The 17,350-nt window shown below is 47.4% G+C and carries 13 protein-coding genes and 1 pseudogene; 5 read left to right on the plus strand and 9 right to left on the minus strand.

What is annotated here, in order from left to right:
* Nucleotides 1-144: 144 nt before the first annotated feature.
* A complete protein-coding gene (locus tag M1D71_RS22540) occupies nt 145-1,119 on the plus strand; it encodes an AraC family ligand binding domain-containing protein (protein WP_458123768.1) in 975 nt (324 codons plus the stop codon).
* A 67-nt stretch (nt 1,120-1,186) separates the two neighbouring features.
* On the opposite strand, the gene mgrA is transcribed toward M1D71_RS22540, so the two are convergent.
* The 6 genes from mgrA to M1D71_RS22570 form a co-directional block, all read right to left on the minus strand.
* Nucleotides 1,187-2,194: an L-glyceraldehyde 3-phosphate reductase gene (gene mgrA, locus M1D71_RS22545; protein ID WP_458123769.1), complete on the minus strand. Its 1,008-nt coding sequence runs from the start codon at nt 2,192-2,194 to the stop codon at nt 1,187-1,189.
* A 78-nt stretch (nt 2,195-2,272) separates the two neighbouring features.
* Nucleotides 2,273-3,013: an NAD-dependent protein deacylase gene (locus M1D71_RS22550; protein ID WP_458123770.1), complete on the minus strand. Its 741-nt coding sequence runs from the start codon at nt 3,011-3,013 to the stop codon at nt 2,273-2,275.
* Nucleotides 3,014-3,054: 41 nt separating this feature from the next.
* Nucleotides 3,055-3,822, minus strand: a complete 768-nt coding sequence (locus M1D71_RS22555; protein ID WP_458123771.1) for an HAD family hydrolase — start codon at nt 3,820-3,822, stop codon at nt 3,055-3,057.
* A 64-nt stretch (nt 3,823-3,886) separates the two neighbouring features.
* The gene (locus M1D71_RS22560; protein ID WP_458123772.1) at nt 3,887-4,651 is read right to left on the minus strand and encodes an alpha/beta fold hydrolase; all 765 of its coding nucleotides are present in this window, start codon (nt 4,649-4,651) and stop codon (nt 3,887-3,889) included.
* 90 nt (nt 4,652-4,741) lie between these two features.
* Nucleotides 4,742-5,407: a bifunctional 2-keto-4-hydroxyglutarate aldolase/2-keto-3-deoxy-6-phosphogluconate aldolase gene (locus tag M1D71_RS22565; protein WP_105407210.1), complete on the minus strand. Its 666-nt coding sequence runs from the start codon at nt 5,405-5,407 to the stop codon at nt 4,742-4,744.
* An 88-nt stretch (nt 5,408-5,495) separates the two neighbouring features.
* Entirely contained in the window at nt 5,496-6,461 is a 966-nt protein-coding gene (locus tag M1D71_RS22570; RefSeq protein WP_458123773.1) for a sugar kinase, read from the minus strand.
* 223 nt (nt 6,462-6,684) lie between these two features.
* Between M1D71_RS22570 and M1D71_RS22575 the strand changes: the two genes are divergently transcribed.
* From M1D71_RS22575 to ilvD, 3 genes and pseudogenes are all read left to right on the plus strand, one after another.
* Nucleotides 6,685-7,725 carry an acyltransferase family protein gene (locus M1D71_RS22575; RefSeq protein WP_458123774.1) on the plus strand — a complete coding sequence of 347 codons (1,041 nt, stop codon included), beginning with the start codon at nt 6,685-6,687 and terminating at the stop codon, nt 7,723-7,725.
* A 130-nt stretch (nt 7,726-7,855) separates the two neighbouring features.
* Nucleotides 7,856-8,098 (plus strand): annotated as a pseudogene (locus tag M1D71_RS22580) (KGG domain-containing protein); the annotation flags it as partial.
* Between the two features lie 317 nt (nt 8,099-8,415).
* On the plus strand, nt 8,416-10,101 hold the full coding sequence (gene ilvD / locus M1D71_RS22585; RefSeq protein WP_036616973.1) for a dihydroxy-acid dehydratase: 1,686 nt from the start codon (nt 8,416-8,418) through the stop codon (nt 10,099-10,101).
* A 95-nt stretch (nt 10,102-10,196) separates the two neighbouring features.
* Here the strand turns inward: ilvD and M1D71_RS22590 are convergent, their stop codons facing one another.
* On the minus strand, nt 10,197-11,600 hold the full coding sequence (locus tag M1D71_RS22590) for a polysaccharide deacetylase family protein (protein WP_458123775.1): 1,404 nt from the start codon (nt 11,598-11,600) through the stop codon (nt 10,197-10,199).
* Between the two features lie 174 nt (nt 11,601-11,774).
* Between M1D71_RS22590 and M1D71_RS22595 the strand changes: the two genes are divergently transcribed.
* On the plus strand, nt 11,775-12,971 hold the full coding sequence (locus M1D71_RS22595; RefSeq protein WP_458123776.1) for an AI-2E family transporter: 1,197 nt from the start codon (nt 11,775-11,777) through the stop codon (nt 12,969-12,971).
* Here the strand turns inward: M1D71_RS22595 and M1D71_RS22600 are convergent.
* Both M1D71_RS22600 and M1D71_RS22605 read right to left on the minus strand, forming a co-directional pair.
* A complete protein-coding gene (locus tag M1D71_RS22600; RefSeq protein WP_458123777.1) occupies nt 12,950-14,647 on the minus strand; it encodes a peptidoglycan D,D-transpeptidase FtsI family protein in 1,698 nt (565 codons plus the stop codon). The genes M1D71_RS22595 and M1D71_RS22600 overlap by 22 nt on opposite strands.
* Nucleotides 14,648-14,883: 236 nt before the next feature.
* Nucleotides 14,884-17,172: a methyl-accepting chemotaxis protein gene (locus tag M1D71_RS22605; protein WP_458123778.1), complete on the minus strand. Its 2,289-nt coding sequence runs from the start codon at nt 17,170-17,172 to the stop codon at nt 14,884-14,886.
* Nucleotides 17,173-17,350: the final 178 nt, after the last annotated feature.

Here is a 17,350-nt window from a genome sequence, read left to right on the forward strand (position 1 = left end):
ACCTCGCCTCGTTGTTGTGGTTTTCTTAATGTTATTATATAAGAAAGCGGTGCCTCTTGTAATGCAACCATGTGTGTTTCATATGGATAAATGTGACCTTAAGGCGTATAATGATCGGAGCATCCCAGAAAGAAGGAAACGACCATGGCAGATCTCTCAAACTCCAAGAAAGACTCCCTTGCATCTTCTATAGAGAAAATTCAGGAACCACCTTCCGGTAAAAGCGGAGCACTCAGTTATTCGGTTGCCTCCAATCCCGTCTATTATGAACAAGGACCACTGCATGTCCTGTTTGCCGGGGCAAGCCAGACACTTCCGGGTCATGCCCTCGGGCCCAAACTGTATGATTATTATCTACTGCATTATGTAGAAAAAGGGGTGGGTACGTTCCGTACCGAACTGCACACCTACGAGTTATCCGCAGGGGATTGTTTCCTCATTCATCCCGGGCAACTGGTAAGTTATCAGTCTCATGCCCGCAACCCATGGCAATACCGCTGGATTGCCTTCACAGGCAGCCAGGCTGCCCAACATACCGAAGAAGCCGGATTCCGCCCGGAAAAGTCCGTTTTTCATGCCGGGTCATCCTGCGGAATATCCGATTGGCTATCCGTGATGCAGGATGCTTTTGCCGAGCGCAAAGAGAGCTCCCATTTCACATCACTGGGTACGTTATATATGATTCTAGCTGAAGCACAGAATCACCTTTCGCAGGGCCAAACCTTAATTCCAGGTGAATCCTCCATCCGGCGTACGGTGAAACAGATGATTCAATATATGTCCACCCAGTATGCCTATCCTGTCTCCATTGAACAAATGTCTGCGAGTCTTGGATACAACCGTGCATATCTATCCCGTATTTTCAAACAGGAAACCGGACTTTCCCCAGTTACCTATCTGCTAAAACTGCGGATCGACAAGTCGCGTCAACTGCTCCGTGAACGCCCGGATCTGTCCATTGAACAGGTTTCTGCATCAGTTGGACTACCTGACGCACTGTATTTCTCCAAACAGTTCAAACGATTTCATGGTGAAGCACCCAGCTTGTATCGAGAGAAAATACTGTCCCGTCCGTCACACCAGGGGTCACAGAAGAATACCCTACAAAATAAACAGTGAACAACATATTACAACGAAAAAAGGTGCATTCCGCCATTATGGCTAAGATGCACCTTTTACACTTTATTTATTTGTCATCAGGCTCCGGAGACAGAATGGATTCAATACGTTCCAATTCCTCTGTAGAGAATTCCAACTGGCTAAGTGCAGCCACATTCTCTTCAATCTGGGAAGGACGGCTTGCCCCAATCAGCGCAGAAGTTACCCTGCCATTGCGCAGAACCCAGGAGAGTGCAAATTGGGCCAAACTCTGACCGCGGGCCGCAGCAATCTGGTTCAGCGCACGCACTTTGCGGAGCGTCTCTGGAGAGATGTTGTTCTCATTCAGGAATACCGACGGCCCTTTGGCGCGTGAATCTTCCGGGATGCCATTCAAATATTTGTTCGTGAGCACACCCTGTGCCAATGGACAGAATGCAATACTGCCTGTTCCATACTCATCCAGCACGTCCTGCAAACCGTCTTCGATCCAGCGCTCCAACAGCGAGTATTTCGGTTGATGGATTAGCAGCGGTGTTCCCAGACTTTTCAGTATTTCGGCAGCCTGTCTCGTCTGCTCTGCGGGATAGTTAGAGATCCCTACATAGAGCGCTTTGCCCGAACGAACAATATGATCCAGTGCCATCATCGTTTCTTCCAAAGGCGTTTCGGGATCATAACGATGAGAATAGAAAATATCCACATAATCCAAGCCCATACGTTTCAAGCTCTGATTCAGACTGGATACCAGATTTTTGCGTGAGCCCCACTCGCCATACGGCCCGGGCCACATATAGTATCCCGCTTTAGTGGAGATCACCAGTTCATCACGATAAGGTTTCAGATCCTGGGCCAGTACTTGTCCAAATAGCTGCTCTGCCGAACCTGCCGGTGGACCATAATTGTTGGCAAGGTCAAAATGGGTAATGCCCAGATCAAATGAACGGGTAATCATATTACGGCCATTCTCAGCGTTATTAATACCGCCAAAATTATGCCACAGCCCCAGTGAAATCGCTGGCAGCTTCAAACCTGAACGTCCAACGCGGTTATATTTCATCGTTTCATAGCGAGTATCGCTTGCTACGTAGACCATTATGAATCCCTTCTTTCCCCAGGTTCCGCCTCTTGTGTCCGGCCTGTGCCGGAGAATGCGGTTATTCAGTCCATACGTTCAACCAAGAAGCTGGTCCACATTATTCATTACCTCACCAATCGGCTCTGTAATCAGCAAATCCGCCCTGCGGTCGTAAGCGGTAGGTGTAGCGTTCAGCAGAACAGTATGTTTTCCCTGAAAATACGTAATTAACTGGGCGGCTGGATATACCGTCAGTGACGTGCCGCCCACGAGTAACAGATCTGCAGAAGACAGTGCATCAATGGAACGATACAATGTCGTCTGATCCAGCTCCTCTTCGTACAGCACCACATCCGGCTTGATCACACCACCACATGCGGTACAGCGAGGTACGGTATCTTGGGATTGCATAATATCATTCAGCGTATATAAATGTTTGCAATCCATGCAGCCATTACGATGAACCGAGCCGTGAAGCTCAAAAACATTTCTGTTGCCTGCCTTCTGGTGCAGTCCATCGATATTTTGCGTGATGACTGCATGAAGTTTTCCCTCCTGCTCCAAACGAGCTAACAGTCGATGGCATCCATTAGGTTCCGCATCCGGATGAAGCATTTTGCCTCGATAAAAATCATAAAAAATATCGGCATGTTGATCAAAAAAATGTCGGCTTAACAATTCTTCCGGTGGATAAGGCGAATGCTGTTCCGTCTGATACAGACCCGCAGCCGAGCGGAAGTCGGGAATCCCGCTTTCCGTTGAAGTCCCGGCCCCTCCGAAAAAAACAATACGGGAGCTTTCCTGAATCCAGGCAGCCAGTTGTTCTGTTGCGTTCATCCTCTCTCCTCCTTTTACTAGTTCAATCTGGCCAGGGTGACTTATATAATCACGCTTAGCTCATTATAATGACGAATAATGGCATGGGCATCAAACAGATGAGATCCTTGATCTGACTGTTGACAGTAACCGAGCGTATAGGATAAGCCTGCGTGCCGCCCCATCTGCATATCCCCATTGCTGTCTCCAATAACAACGCCCTCCGCAGGGTCGATCTGTAATTCACGGCAAGCCAAAAGTGCTGCTTCTCCATCCGGTTTGCCCTGAGTCACCCGATCACAGCCCACAATGGATGTGAAAAAGGAACGAATCCCCATCCAATCCAGATGTGTTTCTGCTGCCGCTGTACTGTCAGAAGTGACGACTGCCAATGATATGTCTGCTGCCTTGCAGCTCTGCAAGAAAGCTAGCAATCCTGGCATCGGTTCAGCTAGTTTCCTCTGCCTAACCTCTAGCATGGCTACACTTGAAAATTGGCGTATCGTTGTGATCGCTTCATTCCATGGCATACCTGCCGCATATAGCTGCCCGGCAAGCAATCCCGTGCACTCATCAACAGTCGCAATGGCCAGAGGGCCTTGCGGATCATAGCCGACAATATGACCTGCTGAATTATGGATGGTCCCCAGAACATGCTCCAGTTCAACCGTAAATGAAGCTCCAAGCTCATTCATACGAGCTTGTAACTGATTCAGCAATGTCTCTGCCCACGGCCCCCATAGCTGGAGGAATTCCAGCAGTGTACCATCTTTATCGAACAGGATAGCTTTACAGGGGATCTGCGCTCCATGTACTTTAAGCATGGTCATCCGTATCACCTCCATCAAGTTATGCTATAAATGCGTACAGCCCTTAATGCAGAATAATCAAAATCTACTTGATGGTACTTAACCAATCCAGAACCGTCTTGACGGTCTGATTCAGCTGTTCTTCTCCACTCACTTCCGGCTCGCCATCCCCTTTTTGATGACCATAATCACCAAACTGGGCGTGGTTTCCGCCTTCAATGGTGTAATACACCGTGTCTTCTGGAAGATACATACGTCCATTCTGGTACTTCGTGACATTCACGACCTCATCTTTAGTTCCCAGAATGGATAAAGCAGGGATTCCCAGTGACTTTACGCTTCCTTTTTCATCCGGGTAGGATGCCAGAAAGAAGATGCCCTGAAGTGCATCAGGATGTGCGGATGCATAACGTGCAGCCATCGACCCGCCGAGAGAGTGTCCCCCCATAACGAATTGTTCGTCTGGATATGCGGCCAGAATCTCATCTGCCAAGTTTTGCTTAATCACTGCCAGGTTGACTGGCATTTTGGCAATAATGGTGTGATGACCCGCAGCGGCCAACTCATGCGCAAGTGGTGCATAACTTTCCGGTTTTACCAGTCCACCAGGGTAGAAAAGTATACCTTTCCCAGTCGGTTTGTCTGGCACAAAATCAATCCAGTTCTCTTGTTCGCTCACCGTCACATGGTTGGCTGTTTCCATGGCCGTTTGAGCTGTTTCCTGTGGACCGTATGGTGTGAATAATTTCCACGCAACAAATCCACAACCAATGACAATGAGCGCCAGAAGTACGAGCAGGAATTTCCCGATGCCCCTCTTCTTGCGCCCTGTATTATACCGATTTCTCAACGTTAATCACCTTTCTTCACTTCCGCAGGTGCCGCGGCTCACAGAAGCGGGAGCCTTCGCTCATCAGGCTCCCTTCTCCATATTGAAGTGCTATTCAGCCTTGGCCTTGCGGTAAGCATCCATATATTGTTCCGCTCTGCGACGGACATGACTCAGGTCACCCGTCTTCACAGCTTCCGATGTCAAGTCAGAGCCGATCCCTACAGCGACCGCCCCACCCTTGATCCAATCCCCCAGATTAGACAAGGATACCCCGCCAGTTGGCATAAAATTTGCCTGTGGCATAGGGCCCTTCATCGTTTTGATAATCGAAGGATCATACAGGTTGCCTGGGAACAACTTCACAATGTCCACACCAAGCTCCAATGCGCGTTGAACGTCAGCAATCGTCATCACACCAGGCAGAATCGGAATTCGATACAGGTTGCAGATCTGAACCGTATCCGGGTTCAGGGAAGGTCCGACTACAAACTCGGCACCCGACATGATCGCTGCTCTCGCCGTCTGCGGTTCAAGCACTGTTCCCGCACCAATAATCGCAAATTTCTCTGGGTCTTGTGTGTTCCAATGGTATACGCGGCTTAATTTTTCAATGGCTTTGAGTGCGCTGGGTACCGTCATCGTAATCTCGATAACTTTAATGCCACCCGCAATCGCTTGCTCGGCCATGGCAATGACTTGATCAGCAGAATCTGCACGCAGAACTGCAACAACCCCATTATCCGTAATTTTTTGCAACAGCTGAAGCTTCTTCATTTCAATCTCTCCCTTATCAATGTGATGGTTGTGTATACAAGCCTTACATTTCAGAACGAAGATGAGACATATATGATTTCAGCAGCGACTAGCGCTCAACATGGACAACGTTATTCAGCTTGGCCTCGACCTGCTCCCACGTCGGGAGCGCCTCCCAATCACCAACAGCCTGTATAACCATGGAACCGGTCAAATTGCCGAGACGAGTTGCTTCCTGCGGGGAGTACCCTTTTAGTAAACCAGATAAAAATCCCGCGCAGAATCCATCTCCTGCCCCTACCGTATCCAGAACATGATCCGCCTTAAAGTACGGAACTTCCGTTAGGGTACCATTCGCCAATACGTAGGTCAAATCAGGGCCACCCTTCACGATGCACACGGCCTTCATGGCAGATAGACGCTCAAGTACTTTTTGATCATTTTCTTCGTTATATAGAAGTTTCATCTCGTCCAGACCCGGTAAAAAGTAGTCTGCCAGTTCAGCCAGACGCAGTATAACTGGACGGGCCTCATCCGCTGACCATAGTTTGAGACGCAGATTTGGATCAAAACTTACTTTCACACCTGCCTGTCTGGCAATATGTATGGCGGCTTCCACCGTAGCAAGTCCGGACGCGCTTATCGCTGCGGTAATACCTGTAACGTGCAATATCTTAGCCCCGGCAATATAATCGGGATCCAGGTCATCTGGTGTGATCGCACTTGCAGCGGATAGCTTCCTATAATAATGCACCGAGGCTTTCCCGGAAGCGTTCTCACGAATCATCAAACCAGTGGGCTCGTGTTCACTTAACCGGACTCGGGATACATCTACGCCTTCACCACGAATGGCCTTTAGAATCATGTTGCCGATCGGATCATTACCCAAACGTCCAAACCAACCACTGGTATGTCCAAGGCGGGATACGCCAATAGCCAGATTGCTCTCAGCCCCCCCGAACGACTTGTCCAGTGTGGCTGCATATTCCAGCCCTCTTGTATCCTTGGCAGTCAGCAAACCCATACTTTCCCCAAATGTAATAATATCCGGGCTTGGATAGGGAATCGTTGACATGAGTTCTTCCCTCCTTATATTTACATTTCCTCATCTTCTTTTACTATTGTCATCCTCTATGCAACCGTTGTCAATCCCGTTGCGTTCATTTTGTTGTCACAGCTTTGAGAAAAGATAACGCTTACTATTGTGAAATAAATCACAATAGAGAATGTACATCCATATTACCCTTATTACAGATGCAAATGACCTTTGCAATAAGGGTCTATAAGGGGGCTACACCATGAAAAATCAGACACTGATCCGGGATGATCAGGAATCTTTCTTTTACAATCTGCGATTTATGCTCATCGTCTGTGTTCTTGCAGGTAATGCACTTGAACCACTCATCACACGCTTTGCAGGAGCGGAAGCTCTGTTCCTGTGGATATATACGTTTCACATGCCACTCTTTGTATGGGTAACCGGATATTTTGCGACACACTCGCTCCAAGGCGCGCCTGGGCGAAACGTTCTGAAGCAGATTGCCTTACAATATGTACTGTTTCAGTCCTTGTACGCATTAATGGACTTTACCGTGTTCCATACACCCCATATGCGGCTATCTTTCTTTGCACCTTACTTGCTGTTATGGTTTCTCGCGAGTCATTTCTGTTGGAGACTTTTACTCCGTCTTACGATTTCATGGAAACCGATGTATCGGTTGATTGGATCGATTGCACTCGGTGTAATTGCCGGCTATTTGCCCGTCGACGGGTTCTGGCTCAGCTTTAGTCGTACGTTTGTATTTCTACCATTCTTTATCATCGGTTATGACTATGGAGCATCCATCCGTTCTCGTTTGCTACCCGGTTGGGGGCGAAGAATTGCAGCTATCCTCTCCACCGCCTTGTTGGTATGGATTGGGTATGGCGGTTTGAATATTTCATCAGGATGGTTACTTGGCAGTATGACGTACGCCGAACTGGGTCATCACGAATGGTATGCCGGCATCTTCCGACTTGGTGTCTACCTGCTGGAGATCGCATCGGCAGCGCTATTCTTGGCCTGGGTACCGTCCTTAACTTCCAGACTAACGGACCTTGGACGACGCACACTCTATGTGTTCCTGCTGCATGGGTTTCTCGTTCGCCTCGCGATCTGGTCTGGAGTCTACAGTTATATGGGAAGCTCGGCGTATATTCCAGTCATACTTCTCATCGCCGTACTATTTGCAGTCACACTGGCTCTGCCAGTTGTACGTCACGCGTTCAAACCCTTAATTGAACCGGATATATCCCGCTTTTCTTTCAATCGGCATGAGGTGTTTAAACGGTCGGTCTAACGCGCTGACGGATCTCTTATCCTTCGGTACCGGTACCATTCTGGTGATGTTGTTTCAGGCTGGAAATGATGTGGTAAATGAGGGATACGCGCTACAAAAAACAACTTATCGTTGTAAGGAGTGATTTGTAATGGCACGTCAACCGACGTCAGAACGCAAGATGAGTCGTGAAGAAGCCGGAAGATTAGGTGGTAAGGCCACTTCCAAAAACCATGATCGAAGCTTCTATCAGATGATTGGAAAAAAAGGCGGAGAAGCGACTTCAGATGCCCATGACACTGACTTTTACAAGCAGATTGGACGCAAGGGCGGAGAAGCAACCTCAGAAACACATAATAAGGAATTCTATCGTGAAATTGGACGCAAAGGCGGAAGTAACTAACAGAACCTCTCTCGCCACATAAAAACGTAATCATAGCTTTCCCGCAAATCAAGAAGTCTAATTCCATGAAAATGGTTTGAGGCTTCTTTCTATTGATTGTAGAAATATGACGACGGTTGTGATAGACTCAATAGAAAAACCGGGTGTTCACGGGTTTAAAGCAGCAAAGAATTTCACAAACTACGGTGAGCTCGACACCGGCAAGCCGGTCCTTTTTTAGAGTACGGATGAAATTAAACGACAGATGCACTGCCTTTTACTTTTCCATTCATGTTGCTCAATATTATATATTTGGGGGGAAACACACCATGTCAGCCAAGAAGATGCGTTCCGATATGATCAAAAAAGGTTTTGACCGTGCACCGCACCGGAGTTTGCTCCGCGCAGCGGGGGTTAAAGAAGAGGATTTCGGCAAGCCATTTATTGCCGTATGTAACTCTTACATCGATATCGTGCCCGGCCACGTTCACCTGCAGGAATTCGGTAAAATTGTAAAGGATGCTATTCGTGAAGCCGGTGGCGTTCCATTCGAATTCAACACCATCGGTGTAGATGACGGAATTGCCATGGGACACATTGGTATGCGTTACTCGTTGCCAAGCCGTGATATTATCGCTGATTCCGTGGAAACCGTTGTATCTGCACACTGGTTCGACGGCATGGTATGTATCCCGAACTGTGACAAAATCACACCAGGCATGATGATGGGTGCGCTTCGCGTAAACATCCCTACCCTGTTTGTAAGTGGTGGACCAATGAAAGCGGGTCGTGACAGTAATGGTAAAGCTCTCTCCCTGACTTCCGTATTTGAAGGTGTGGGTGCTTACCAAGCAGGTAAAATCGATGATAAGAGCTTGCTTGAACTGGAACAGTTCGGCTGTCCAACATGTGGCTCATGTTCTGGTATGTTTACCGCAAACTCCATGAACTGTCTGGCTGAGGCAATGGGACTGGCTATGCCAGGTAACGGAACCATCCTTGCCGTTGCTCCTGAACGTCGTGAGTTTGTTAAACAATCCGCTACCCAATTGATGGAACTCATCAAAATGGACTTGAAACCACGTGATATCGTTACTGTAGAAGCGATCGATAACGCGTTTGCACTGGATATGGCGATGGGCGGATCTACCAATACGGTACTGCACACGCTGGCACTGGCTCATGAAGCAGGCATCGAGTATCCAATCGAGCGTATCAATGAAGTAGCCAACCGCGTTCCGCATCTGGCGAAACTTGCCCCTGCTTCAGATCTTCACATTGAAGACGTTCATAATGCAGGCGGCGTAAGCGCAGTGCTGAACGAATTGCTCAAGAAACCAGGCGCAATTCATGGTGACTGCATTACAGTAACAGGTAAAACGATCCGTGAGAACGTTGAAGGCAAAGAAATTCAGGATACGAACGTTATTCACCATCTGGACAACCCGCATTCCGAAAAAGGCGGCTTGGCTGTATTGTTTGGTAACCTTGCACCACAAGGCGCTATCATCAAAGTTGGTGCAGTTGATGCTTCGGTTGGCGGATACCACAAAGGTCCTGCCATCTGCTTTGACTCCCAAGAGCAAGCGCTTGAAGGCATTGCTAATGGCAAAGTAAAAGAAGGACATGTTGTCGTTATCCGTTATGAAGGACCAAAAGGCGGACCAGGTATGCCTGAGATGCTGGCTCCAACTTCCCAGATCGTAGGTATGGGATTGGGTGCCAAAGTGGGTCTGATCACCGATGGACGCTTCTCTGGCGCATCCCGCGGGATCAGTATCGGACATATCTCTCCAGAAGCAGCTGAAGGTGGTCCAATCGCCTTTGTTGAAGAAGGGGACATCATCGAGCTGGATCTGAACAACCGTATCATCGAATTGCACATCAGTGACGAAGAGTTTGAACGTCGTCGCGCAGGTTGGAAAGGCTTTGAACCGAAAGTGAAAACCGGTTACCTGGCTCGTTATTCCAAACTGGTTACAAATGCAAGCAACGGTGGGGTACTGAGTATCTAATTCAAGCTATCCTTTACTTGAGGTAAAGGATACAGACTAATAAATAAAGGGTTGCTCCTCTGCCAGATTTGGCGAAGGGCAACCCTTTTCTTTTATTAGTTCTGCTCTGGAAGTACTTCTTTTTCGATCACAAGTGCACCTTCTATGGACTCTTCTGCCGTTGCTGCCACCATCGTCATATGCTGACCATAACGTTCCAACAGCATCTCCACCGGCATGGCAATCATCTTGGGTACCAATTGTTCTGTGCGCTGTTTCAAACGTTTGGTTCCTGCCGGATGGATCACACTTAACAGCAGCTTCAGATACACTTTGGATGCAGTACTGAACGGTCCAGGGGGTAGATCTTGTATGGTAAAGCCAAATTTTTCTGACCCTCTGTTAATCATACTCACACCGTATATGGCCTTGGCAGAACGTAAATCAGGTTCGAAAGCAACCATGCGCGCCAGATCCGGCAATTGCTGTTCCATGGTACGGATCATGCGAATAGCCAAGTGCATATTGGAGCGTGATGTCACTCCAAGTTCGAATAATTTCCGATTATCAAAATGTAGTTCAATTACCTGATCTCCGTTTTGAATGACATGGCCGTCATTCATCTCCACTCGCGCTCCGTGATATACACGAGATCGGAAGTGCAGCATCGGATCTTCTGGCGAAGCCGTCCGTAGATGGAATACCCAGTGGAACAACTTCTCCCAACCCAGCCACAAGGCAACAACGATTCGCTTCCATAGCTTCAACGGTGTCTGTGGTTTATTCTTGTTCTGAGCTTCGTTCACTGTAACACCTCCCATCAACGTATCGACGCGTACACTTTGCAGACCTAACCGTTGGGCTTCCTGCAAGACGACTTCCAGCGCCTGAAGCATCTGCTCCGGCGCATGTGCATCAGCACCTAGGGTTGTTCCTCGATCATGCAGCAGCATGACCTCGCCGCCTCTTAGTTCCTTCAGCATCCGTTCAGTCAATCTTTGGGCACCCACTCGGCTTCTCCAGTCCTCAAACATGGAAGACCACAGTACAATCTTTCGTTCTTTCTTACTGAAAAAATCAAACAGGTTCATAATCCCCCAAGGTGGACGATAATAACAAGTCTTCACTCCGGTTACTTCCTGGATAATCTGACCTGTTCGCTGAATCTGGTTACGAACAGTACGCGGCCGCATGAGCCAGTTCGTTTTGTGAATATAATTATGAATGCCAATAAGATGACCTTCCTCATGTATCCGCTGAATGAGTTCCGGATGACTCGCCGCATGTTCCCCAACGACGAAGAATGTTGCTTTCGCTCGATGCTGACGGAGCAGATCAAGTAGTCGCGGCGTATAGTACGGATCAGGCCCATCGTCAAAGGTTAAGGCAAACTGTGTATCACTTCTCCCCCGTCTGAACACACGAAAACCGAAAAGCCTGCTAATCAAACTCGGAATAAAGGCGTAAAAAAATGAAAGATACAATAACCACAGTAGAATACTATGAAGTATCGTTGTCATGTTGCAAGCTCCCCACTTTTCATGCTGAATTACGGTGCACAATGACACTATCTAAAATAAACCGCCTTTAATTTTATCATAATTCAGACTTTTCTTGAATCCTGTTTTCCCAAAAAGTTAGCTATCGTGTACAATAAATACATTCTAATGATTGCCTGCAAAGGAGCCATGTCCATGCTGCCGCTTTACAAAAAATACGGGCGCACCGTCTTCGATATCGCGTTACTCGTATTAACCGTGTATGTGATAATGTACAGTTTCAGTCAATTATATCAATTGGCTGCGCCAGTTTTTCTCTCATTCATCGTATATTGGATGATCGAACCACTGGCCAAATTTTTACATCGCAAAGGATTACCCAAGACGCTTGGAGCGGCCATCTCCGTCTTTTTGTTTCTTGCACTGATTGTCGCTGCATTTTTTGGGGTAGGCTTGATTATCATTTCACAAATTTCCAATCTTCAAGATAATTTCCCCGTGTACATTGAAATGATACAGCGTGAATTCACCAATCTGGTGCTGTTCATTCAAGACAAGTCAGATGCTCTCCCTGATGGGATTATGGAAAAAGCGAACGAATATTTTGCAACGCTAACCGGCTTCCTGTCCAAATGGGTAACTAGCGGAGCACAGTTCGTCGTCGGCTTCCTCAGTTCATTCTCTTCGTTTATTACGAACTTCGGAATTGCGATAATTCTGGCATTCTTTCTAAGTATCGAGATCGAATCCTGGCGCAAGTTTGCGCGTGCAAAAACGCCAAAAACATTGAAGTTAGCTATCGAATTCATGCGTAATCACGTGTTCAAGACGATCCGCTCGTATCTGAAGGCACAGATGATCATGATGCTCATTACGTTCATATTGATTTATGCAGGTTTGTTGATTTTGGGAACTTCTAACGCATTTACAATTGCAGCCATCTGCGCAGTCTTCGATCTGGTACCGTTGCTTGGCGTTCCTGTTGTATTCATTCCATGGATCGTCTACTTGTTCATTGTAGGCAATAGCAGCCTGGCCATCGGCCTGATCGTCATTCTCGTAGTGACGATGCTGACACGACAATTGTTGGAACCGAAAATATCGGGGAACTCGATCGGTGTATCTTCGGCATATTTGATGCTTTCGTTTATGCTGATTTCCCTTTCGATCTTTGGCCTCGCCGGTGTTGTGTTATCCCCGGTGCTCCTGATTCTTCTGAAAGAACTGTTACAACAAGGATACCTGCAAAAGTGGATTCACTTGCCAAAAGATGAATTTGAGTCTTCTCCATTGGTCATGGACTCACCGGTTAGCACAGCCTCAGCACATTCTGCCGAATCGACGGTACAACCTCCTGTTCCTGGGAAGGATCACGAAGACTCAGCCAAGTAGTCCATGACCTTCTTGAAGATAGCCGTCGCCTGATGATGGCTATCAGGCGATACGTTTTGGACAAGCACAGCCACTGCATACCTGGGGTGTTCTATCGGTCCATAACCAATGAACCATTGGTGATTGCGTTTCTTCCCAATTTTCTGTACCTGAGCTGTACCCGATTTCCCTGCAACATGCCATCGTGCACGCTGCAGGGATTTTCCTGTGCCCTCACGGACTACCTTATCCATCCAGGACAGCAGTGTATGTGCCGTTGCGGGAGCAATCTGTCCTGCTGCTGAAGGCGAATCATGCAAAGGCATCTCCAGCATGGTGCCACCATCGGCATACCGGATTCGCTCAACAAGACGCGGGGCACTAACCTTCCCATCATGCAACAATGTCACGATCAGATTCGCGGCTTGTAAAGGTGTGACCAGGACATCTCGCTGACCGATTGCTGTCTGTATTTTGGCGCCTTCATCCGTAGATGAAACTGCTTCTGTTCTGACTCGCCCGTGATCTTCATGATCAAAGTGTCGCAGCACCGGCATTCCTGCCATCTGCTCACCCTCCCAGCCAATCGGACGCGCCAGTCCCAGACGATCTGCCGTCTGCTCCAGTTGCTCCATACTAAGCCTGCGTGCCGTTTCTGCAAATACAATGTTGCAAGACTCGGCGAATCCGTGCTCCAGATTCAAGTCCCCATGCCCATGCTCCTTCCAGCAGGACAGTCCATACTTACCGTATTCGCCACCACAATGAAACTCTTCTCCGTTAGAAACCGCATGATACTCCAAAGCGGCAGCGGCAGTGATAATTTTGAAAATGGATCCTGGTACGGCTCCCTGTACTGCACGATTCCCCCAGTCTGATTGTTTGGGATCCACATGTTGCGGCTGATAGAAAGGGCGGGATATCATGGCACGAACATCTGCGTTAGCGACATCCAGCACAACAACAGCCCCTTCTTGTAATCCAGACTCTTCTGTCAGCTGCTCCAACCCTTGCTGTAACTTGCTATCCACAGTAGTTTCCACACGTAAAGGATAATGGCTGTTGGCTGGTGCGATGACGCGCGGCTGAATCTCGGGTATAATCTCTCCCCCGCCCGAGACCATACGTGACACAAGTGTAGGGCCAATTCCTCGCAACAAGGGTTCAAGTGTTCTCTCCAGGCCAGCTGCCCCTGACTTCATGGCAAAAGGCTGTCTTACCTCATCCTGATGTCCAGGTTGTCCTTTGAAAGATTCAGGCTGTTCTGTCACATAACCCAGCCACTGCATTCCCGTGTACCCATGAAGGTACCTTGTCATCATCGGATATATACCCGCGCCTTGCAGATGCAGACCACGTAAGCGCTGCACCTGAGCCTCGGACAAATGAACAGGCTGATGTGAACCTGCTGTCCAGAAATGAGGTATATTCTCCTGATTCCACTCCTTCTTCAATTGATCCAGATCCGTATGTAATATAGCGGCCAACTGTCTCATCTCGGAGCCTTCTAATGCCCCATACTTGCGTAATTTCTCTAATGGACCTGCTTGCGGAAATAGAATCAATCCCCATTGCAGCTTCCCGGTCAATGCCTCGCCTTTGTAATCCGTAAATTGTCCCCGCCCTGGATCAAGCATCACACCGCGCTCACGCTGCAATACAGACATTTCACGTACTGTTCGGTGAAATCCAGGCATGGTCTGATTCACCTGAACGATCTGAACCCATCCCAATCGCAATATAAGCAACCCAAAGATAAGGGTTAGAAGAATACAAACTATATAAATACGCCGTTTAGCCAGGAGATGCATCCAAATCTCACCTTTTGTCGTTTTGACATATTATTGCTGATAAGGCTTGGAATTATCCGGTAAACATAAAGAAAACCTGTCCCATGTGCGGGACAGGTTCTCCTCATTTCAGCCTTGGCTTGTTACACCGTAAAGCGTGACAATGTTTCTTTCAGCTCAGTGGACACGTTCTCCAGTTTGCCAGACAGATTGACCAGCTGGTTACTGATATTTTGCTGTTCACTGCTCAGTGAAGCTACTTCTTGTGACGTTGCAGAAGATTCTTCAGCTACTGCGCTGACGTTGCTCATGGCTTCGGACAATGTACTTTGAGATTTGTTCAAATCTCCGATTGACCCCGTCACCATACCTAGACGTTCCACAAATGCACCCATCTGCTCCTGTACGGAAGCGAATATGACGTTGGTATCTTTGACAGCATCCATTTGTTCCTTGAATAACGGGTATGCTGCCGACAAAGCATCCACAGTCTCATTCATTTCGGTCATGATTTTGTCTGTAATCTCTCCAACCATCTCAATGGATTGTCTGGATTGAGCCGCCAGCTGACGAACCTCATCAGCCACTACCATGAATCCGCGTCCGGCTGCACCGGCACGTGCTGCCTCAATGGTCGCATTGAGGGATAGGATATTGGTTTGTTTGGTTATGTTTTGCAGCACTTCAAGCACTTTCAGAACAGAAGATGTACTCTCTTTCAGGGAATCAACCTTATTCACCAGTGCACCAATCATTTCTTCTGTCTTCTGGGTTTTGGTCATTAACTGATTCAGATGTTGTGTTCCTGTCTGACTGGACTTCTCTACATGACGAGCAGAATCACCCATCTGTTCATTGGCAGCGATTACACTCTCCATCTGACGAGAGATATTATCAGTCAATTCATTACCACGTTCTGCTTCAGTTGCCAGACTGCCTGCACCACCTGCAATCTCTTCTGTAGCTACGGCGATCTCAGAAGCAGATACGGCTGTTTTCTTGGATGCACTGCTCAGTTCGGAGGCCGTATCCAATACTTCCTGCGCCGAACGATTGGTTTGTTCAACCAGCTTCGTGATCTGCTCCATCATTAGATTGAATGCCGATGAGAGCTGACCAATTTCATCTTTGGAGCTATATGGGGTACGAACTTTAAGATTACCTTTTGCACCTTCCTGCATCAGATCTTTCAATTTGCCGAGTGGACGAGCAATCATACGCACCATCCAGATCCCGATCAACACTGCAATACCTGCATCAATCAGCGCCATCCACAGTGTCAGGGTCAGAATACCTTTTGCATCCTGAACCAAAACAGAGGTAGGTATCATACCAACCAGTTTCCAATTGGCTGTATCCATTGTGCTGTATACAGCCAGCATTTCAGTAGATTTATCATCCACCGTATACTCCGTATTCGTGCTACCTTCTGGTTCAGTCAGTTCTTTGACAAATGCAAGCTCTGTATCTTGGCCCGTACGATCCGGGATGGAGGATGCAACCACTTTATTATCCGGAGCAATCAGTTGAAGAATAGCTCCTTGCCCCAGATCAAGCGATTTCAATTGTTCCTCCAGAACTTCCAGTTTCAATTCAATAACCAGAACATACGACTGGGTCGTTCCCTGCAGGTTTTTCATTGAACGTGCAATTTTAAACGTTGGGGTTGATCCATCTTCCTTGACCTCTGTTGGAAGCCAACGATAACCGCCCGCCTCAATCAACTCACTGTACCATGCTTCCTGGCGAATGTTGCCCATGGATGAACTGTTGCTACCTGTACCCATAATGGACTTTGTATCGTCCGTAGGTACCAAATAAATCGCTTCCATAGATTTATTTGTAAATGCAACATTGGACAGTTGCTTGTTGATTGAACTTGAGTTTATGAATGTATCATACGCAGTCAGATTTTGATCTGACATTTTTTGTAGCAAGGACTGCATTTCCGGATCAAAGAAAATCTGTGTGGATGTGTCAACAAATCTCTCCAAAATGATGTCCATTTTTTGTTTGGTCTGATCAATCGTCTCCTGATTGGCTCGTGAGGCATTGGTCTCAATCGTACCCTTGGCTTTCGAATAGGATAATAGACCCAAACTCACTACAAAAATCATGATTCCCGCAAAGAAGATCAAGAACAGTTTAACCCCTACGGATTTAACCGGATTTGCCTTCTTAATCTGTTCGAAAGAAGCCCCCCCAAAGTTTTTCCAATCCCGGTTTTTCAATTGTTTCTTCACCCAATCAGTCTTGATCCAGCCCAGCTTGAGCTTGTTGCGGTCAATCTTAAACCACCTTTTTCCACTACCTGTCGTTTTGCTTTTGCCTACTTTTTCTTTCTTCACTTTCTGAACCTTCTCAGGATTAACCTGCTCGGCTTTTGTCACTTGCTCCCCACTGTCTTTCTGCTTCTTTTGAACCAATCCCATTCACCTGCCAGTAATTTACTTGTTGGATTTTTCTTTCTCTCCCCTATAAATATGTAGTATTCGACAGCTTTCTTCTTTCACCTTTCACATTCCAGAAATATTTTACAACTTTATTCCTATTTTTCTATAAAAAAAAGACCCCCAAATGCCGATAGACGGAGGTCCAAAATGTAAATTT

This window comes from Paenibacillus sp. Z3-2 (genome assembly GCF_054161325.1).

What these genes read in the sequence shown, in the direction of transcription:
- M1D71_RS22605 (WP_458123778.1), bottom strand. Translation starts at nt 17,172, where the DNA reads ATGGGATTGGTTCAAAAGAAGCAGAAAGACAGTGGGGAGCAAGTGACA.
- M1D71_RS22550 (WP_458123770.1), bottom strand. Translation starts at nt 3,013, where the DNA reads ATGAACGCAACAGAACAACTGGCTGCCTGGATTCAGGAAAGCTCCCGT.
- mgrA (WP_458123769.1), bottom strand. Translation starts at nt 2,194, where the DNA reads ATGGTCTACGTAGCAAGCGATACTCGCTATGAAACGATGAAATATAAC.
- ilvD (WP_036616973.1), top strand. Translation starts at nt 8,416, where the DNA reads ATGTCAGCCAAGAAGATGCGTTCCGATATGATCAAAAAAGGTTTTGAC.
- M1D71_RS22600 (WP_458123777.1), bottom strand. Translation starts at nt 14,647, where the DNA reads ATGCCTGGATTTCACCGAACAGTACGTGAAATGTCTGTATTGCAGCGT.
- M1D71_RS22540 (WP_458123768.1), top strand. Translation starts at nt 145, where the DNA reads ATGGCAGATCTCTCAAACTCCAAGAAAGACTCCCTTGCATCTTCTATA.
- M1D71_RS22590 (WP_458123775.1), bottom strand. Translation starts at nt 11,600, where the DNA reads ATGACAACGATACTTCATAGTATTCTACTGTGGTTATTGTATCTTTCA.
- M1D71_RS22555 (WP_458123771.1), bottom strand. Translation starts at nt 3,822, where the DNA reads ATGACCATGCTTAAAGTACATGGAGCGCAGATCCCCTGTAAAGCTATC.
- M1D71_RS22565 (WP_105407210.1), bottom strand. Translation starts at nt 5,407, where the DNA reads ATGAAGAAGCTTCAGCTGTTGCAAAAAATTACGGATAATGGGGTTGTT.
- M1D71_RS22575 (WP_458123774.1), top strand. Translation starts at nt 6,685, where the DNA reads ATGAAAAATCAGACACTGATCCGGGATGATCAGGAATCTTTCTTTTAC.
- M1D71_RS22595 (WP_458123776.1), top strand. Translation starts at nt 11,775, where the DNA reads ATGCTGCCGCTTTACAAAAAATACGGGCGCACCGTCTTCGATATCGCG.
- M1D71_RS22570 (WP_458123773.1), bottom strand. Translation starts at nt 6,461, where the DNA reads ATGTCAACGATTCCCTATCCAAGCCCGGATATTATTACATTTGGGGAA.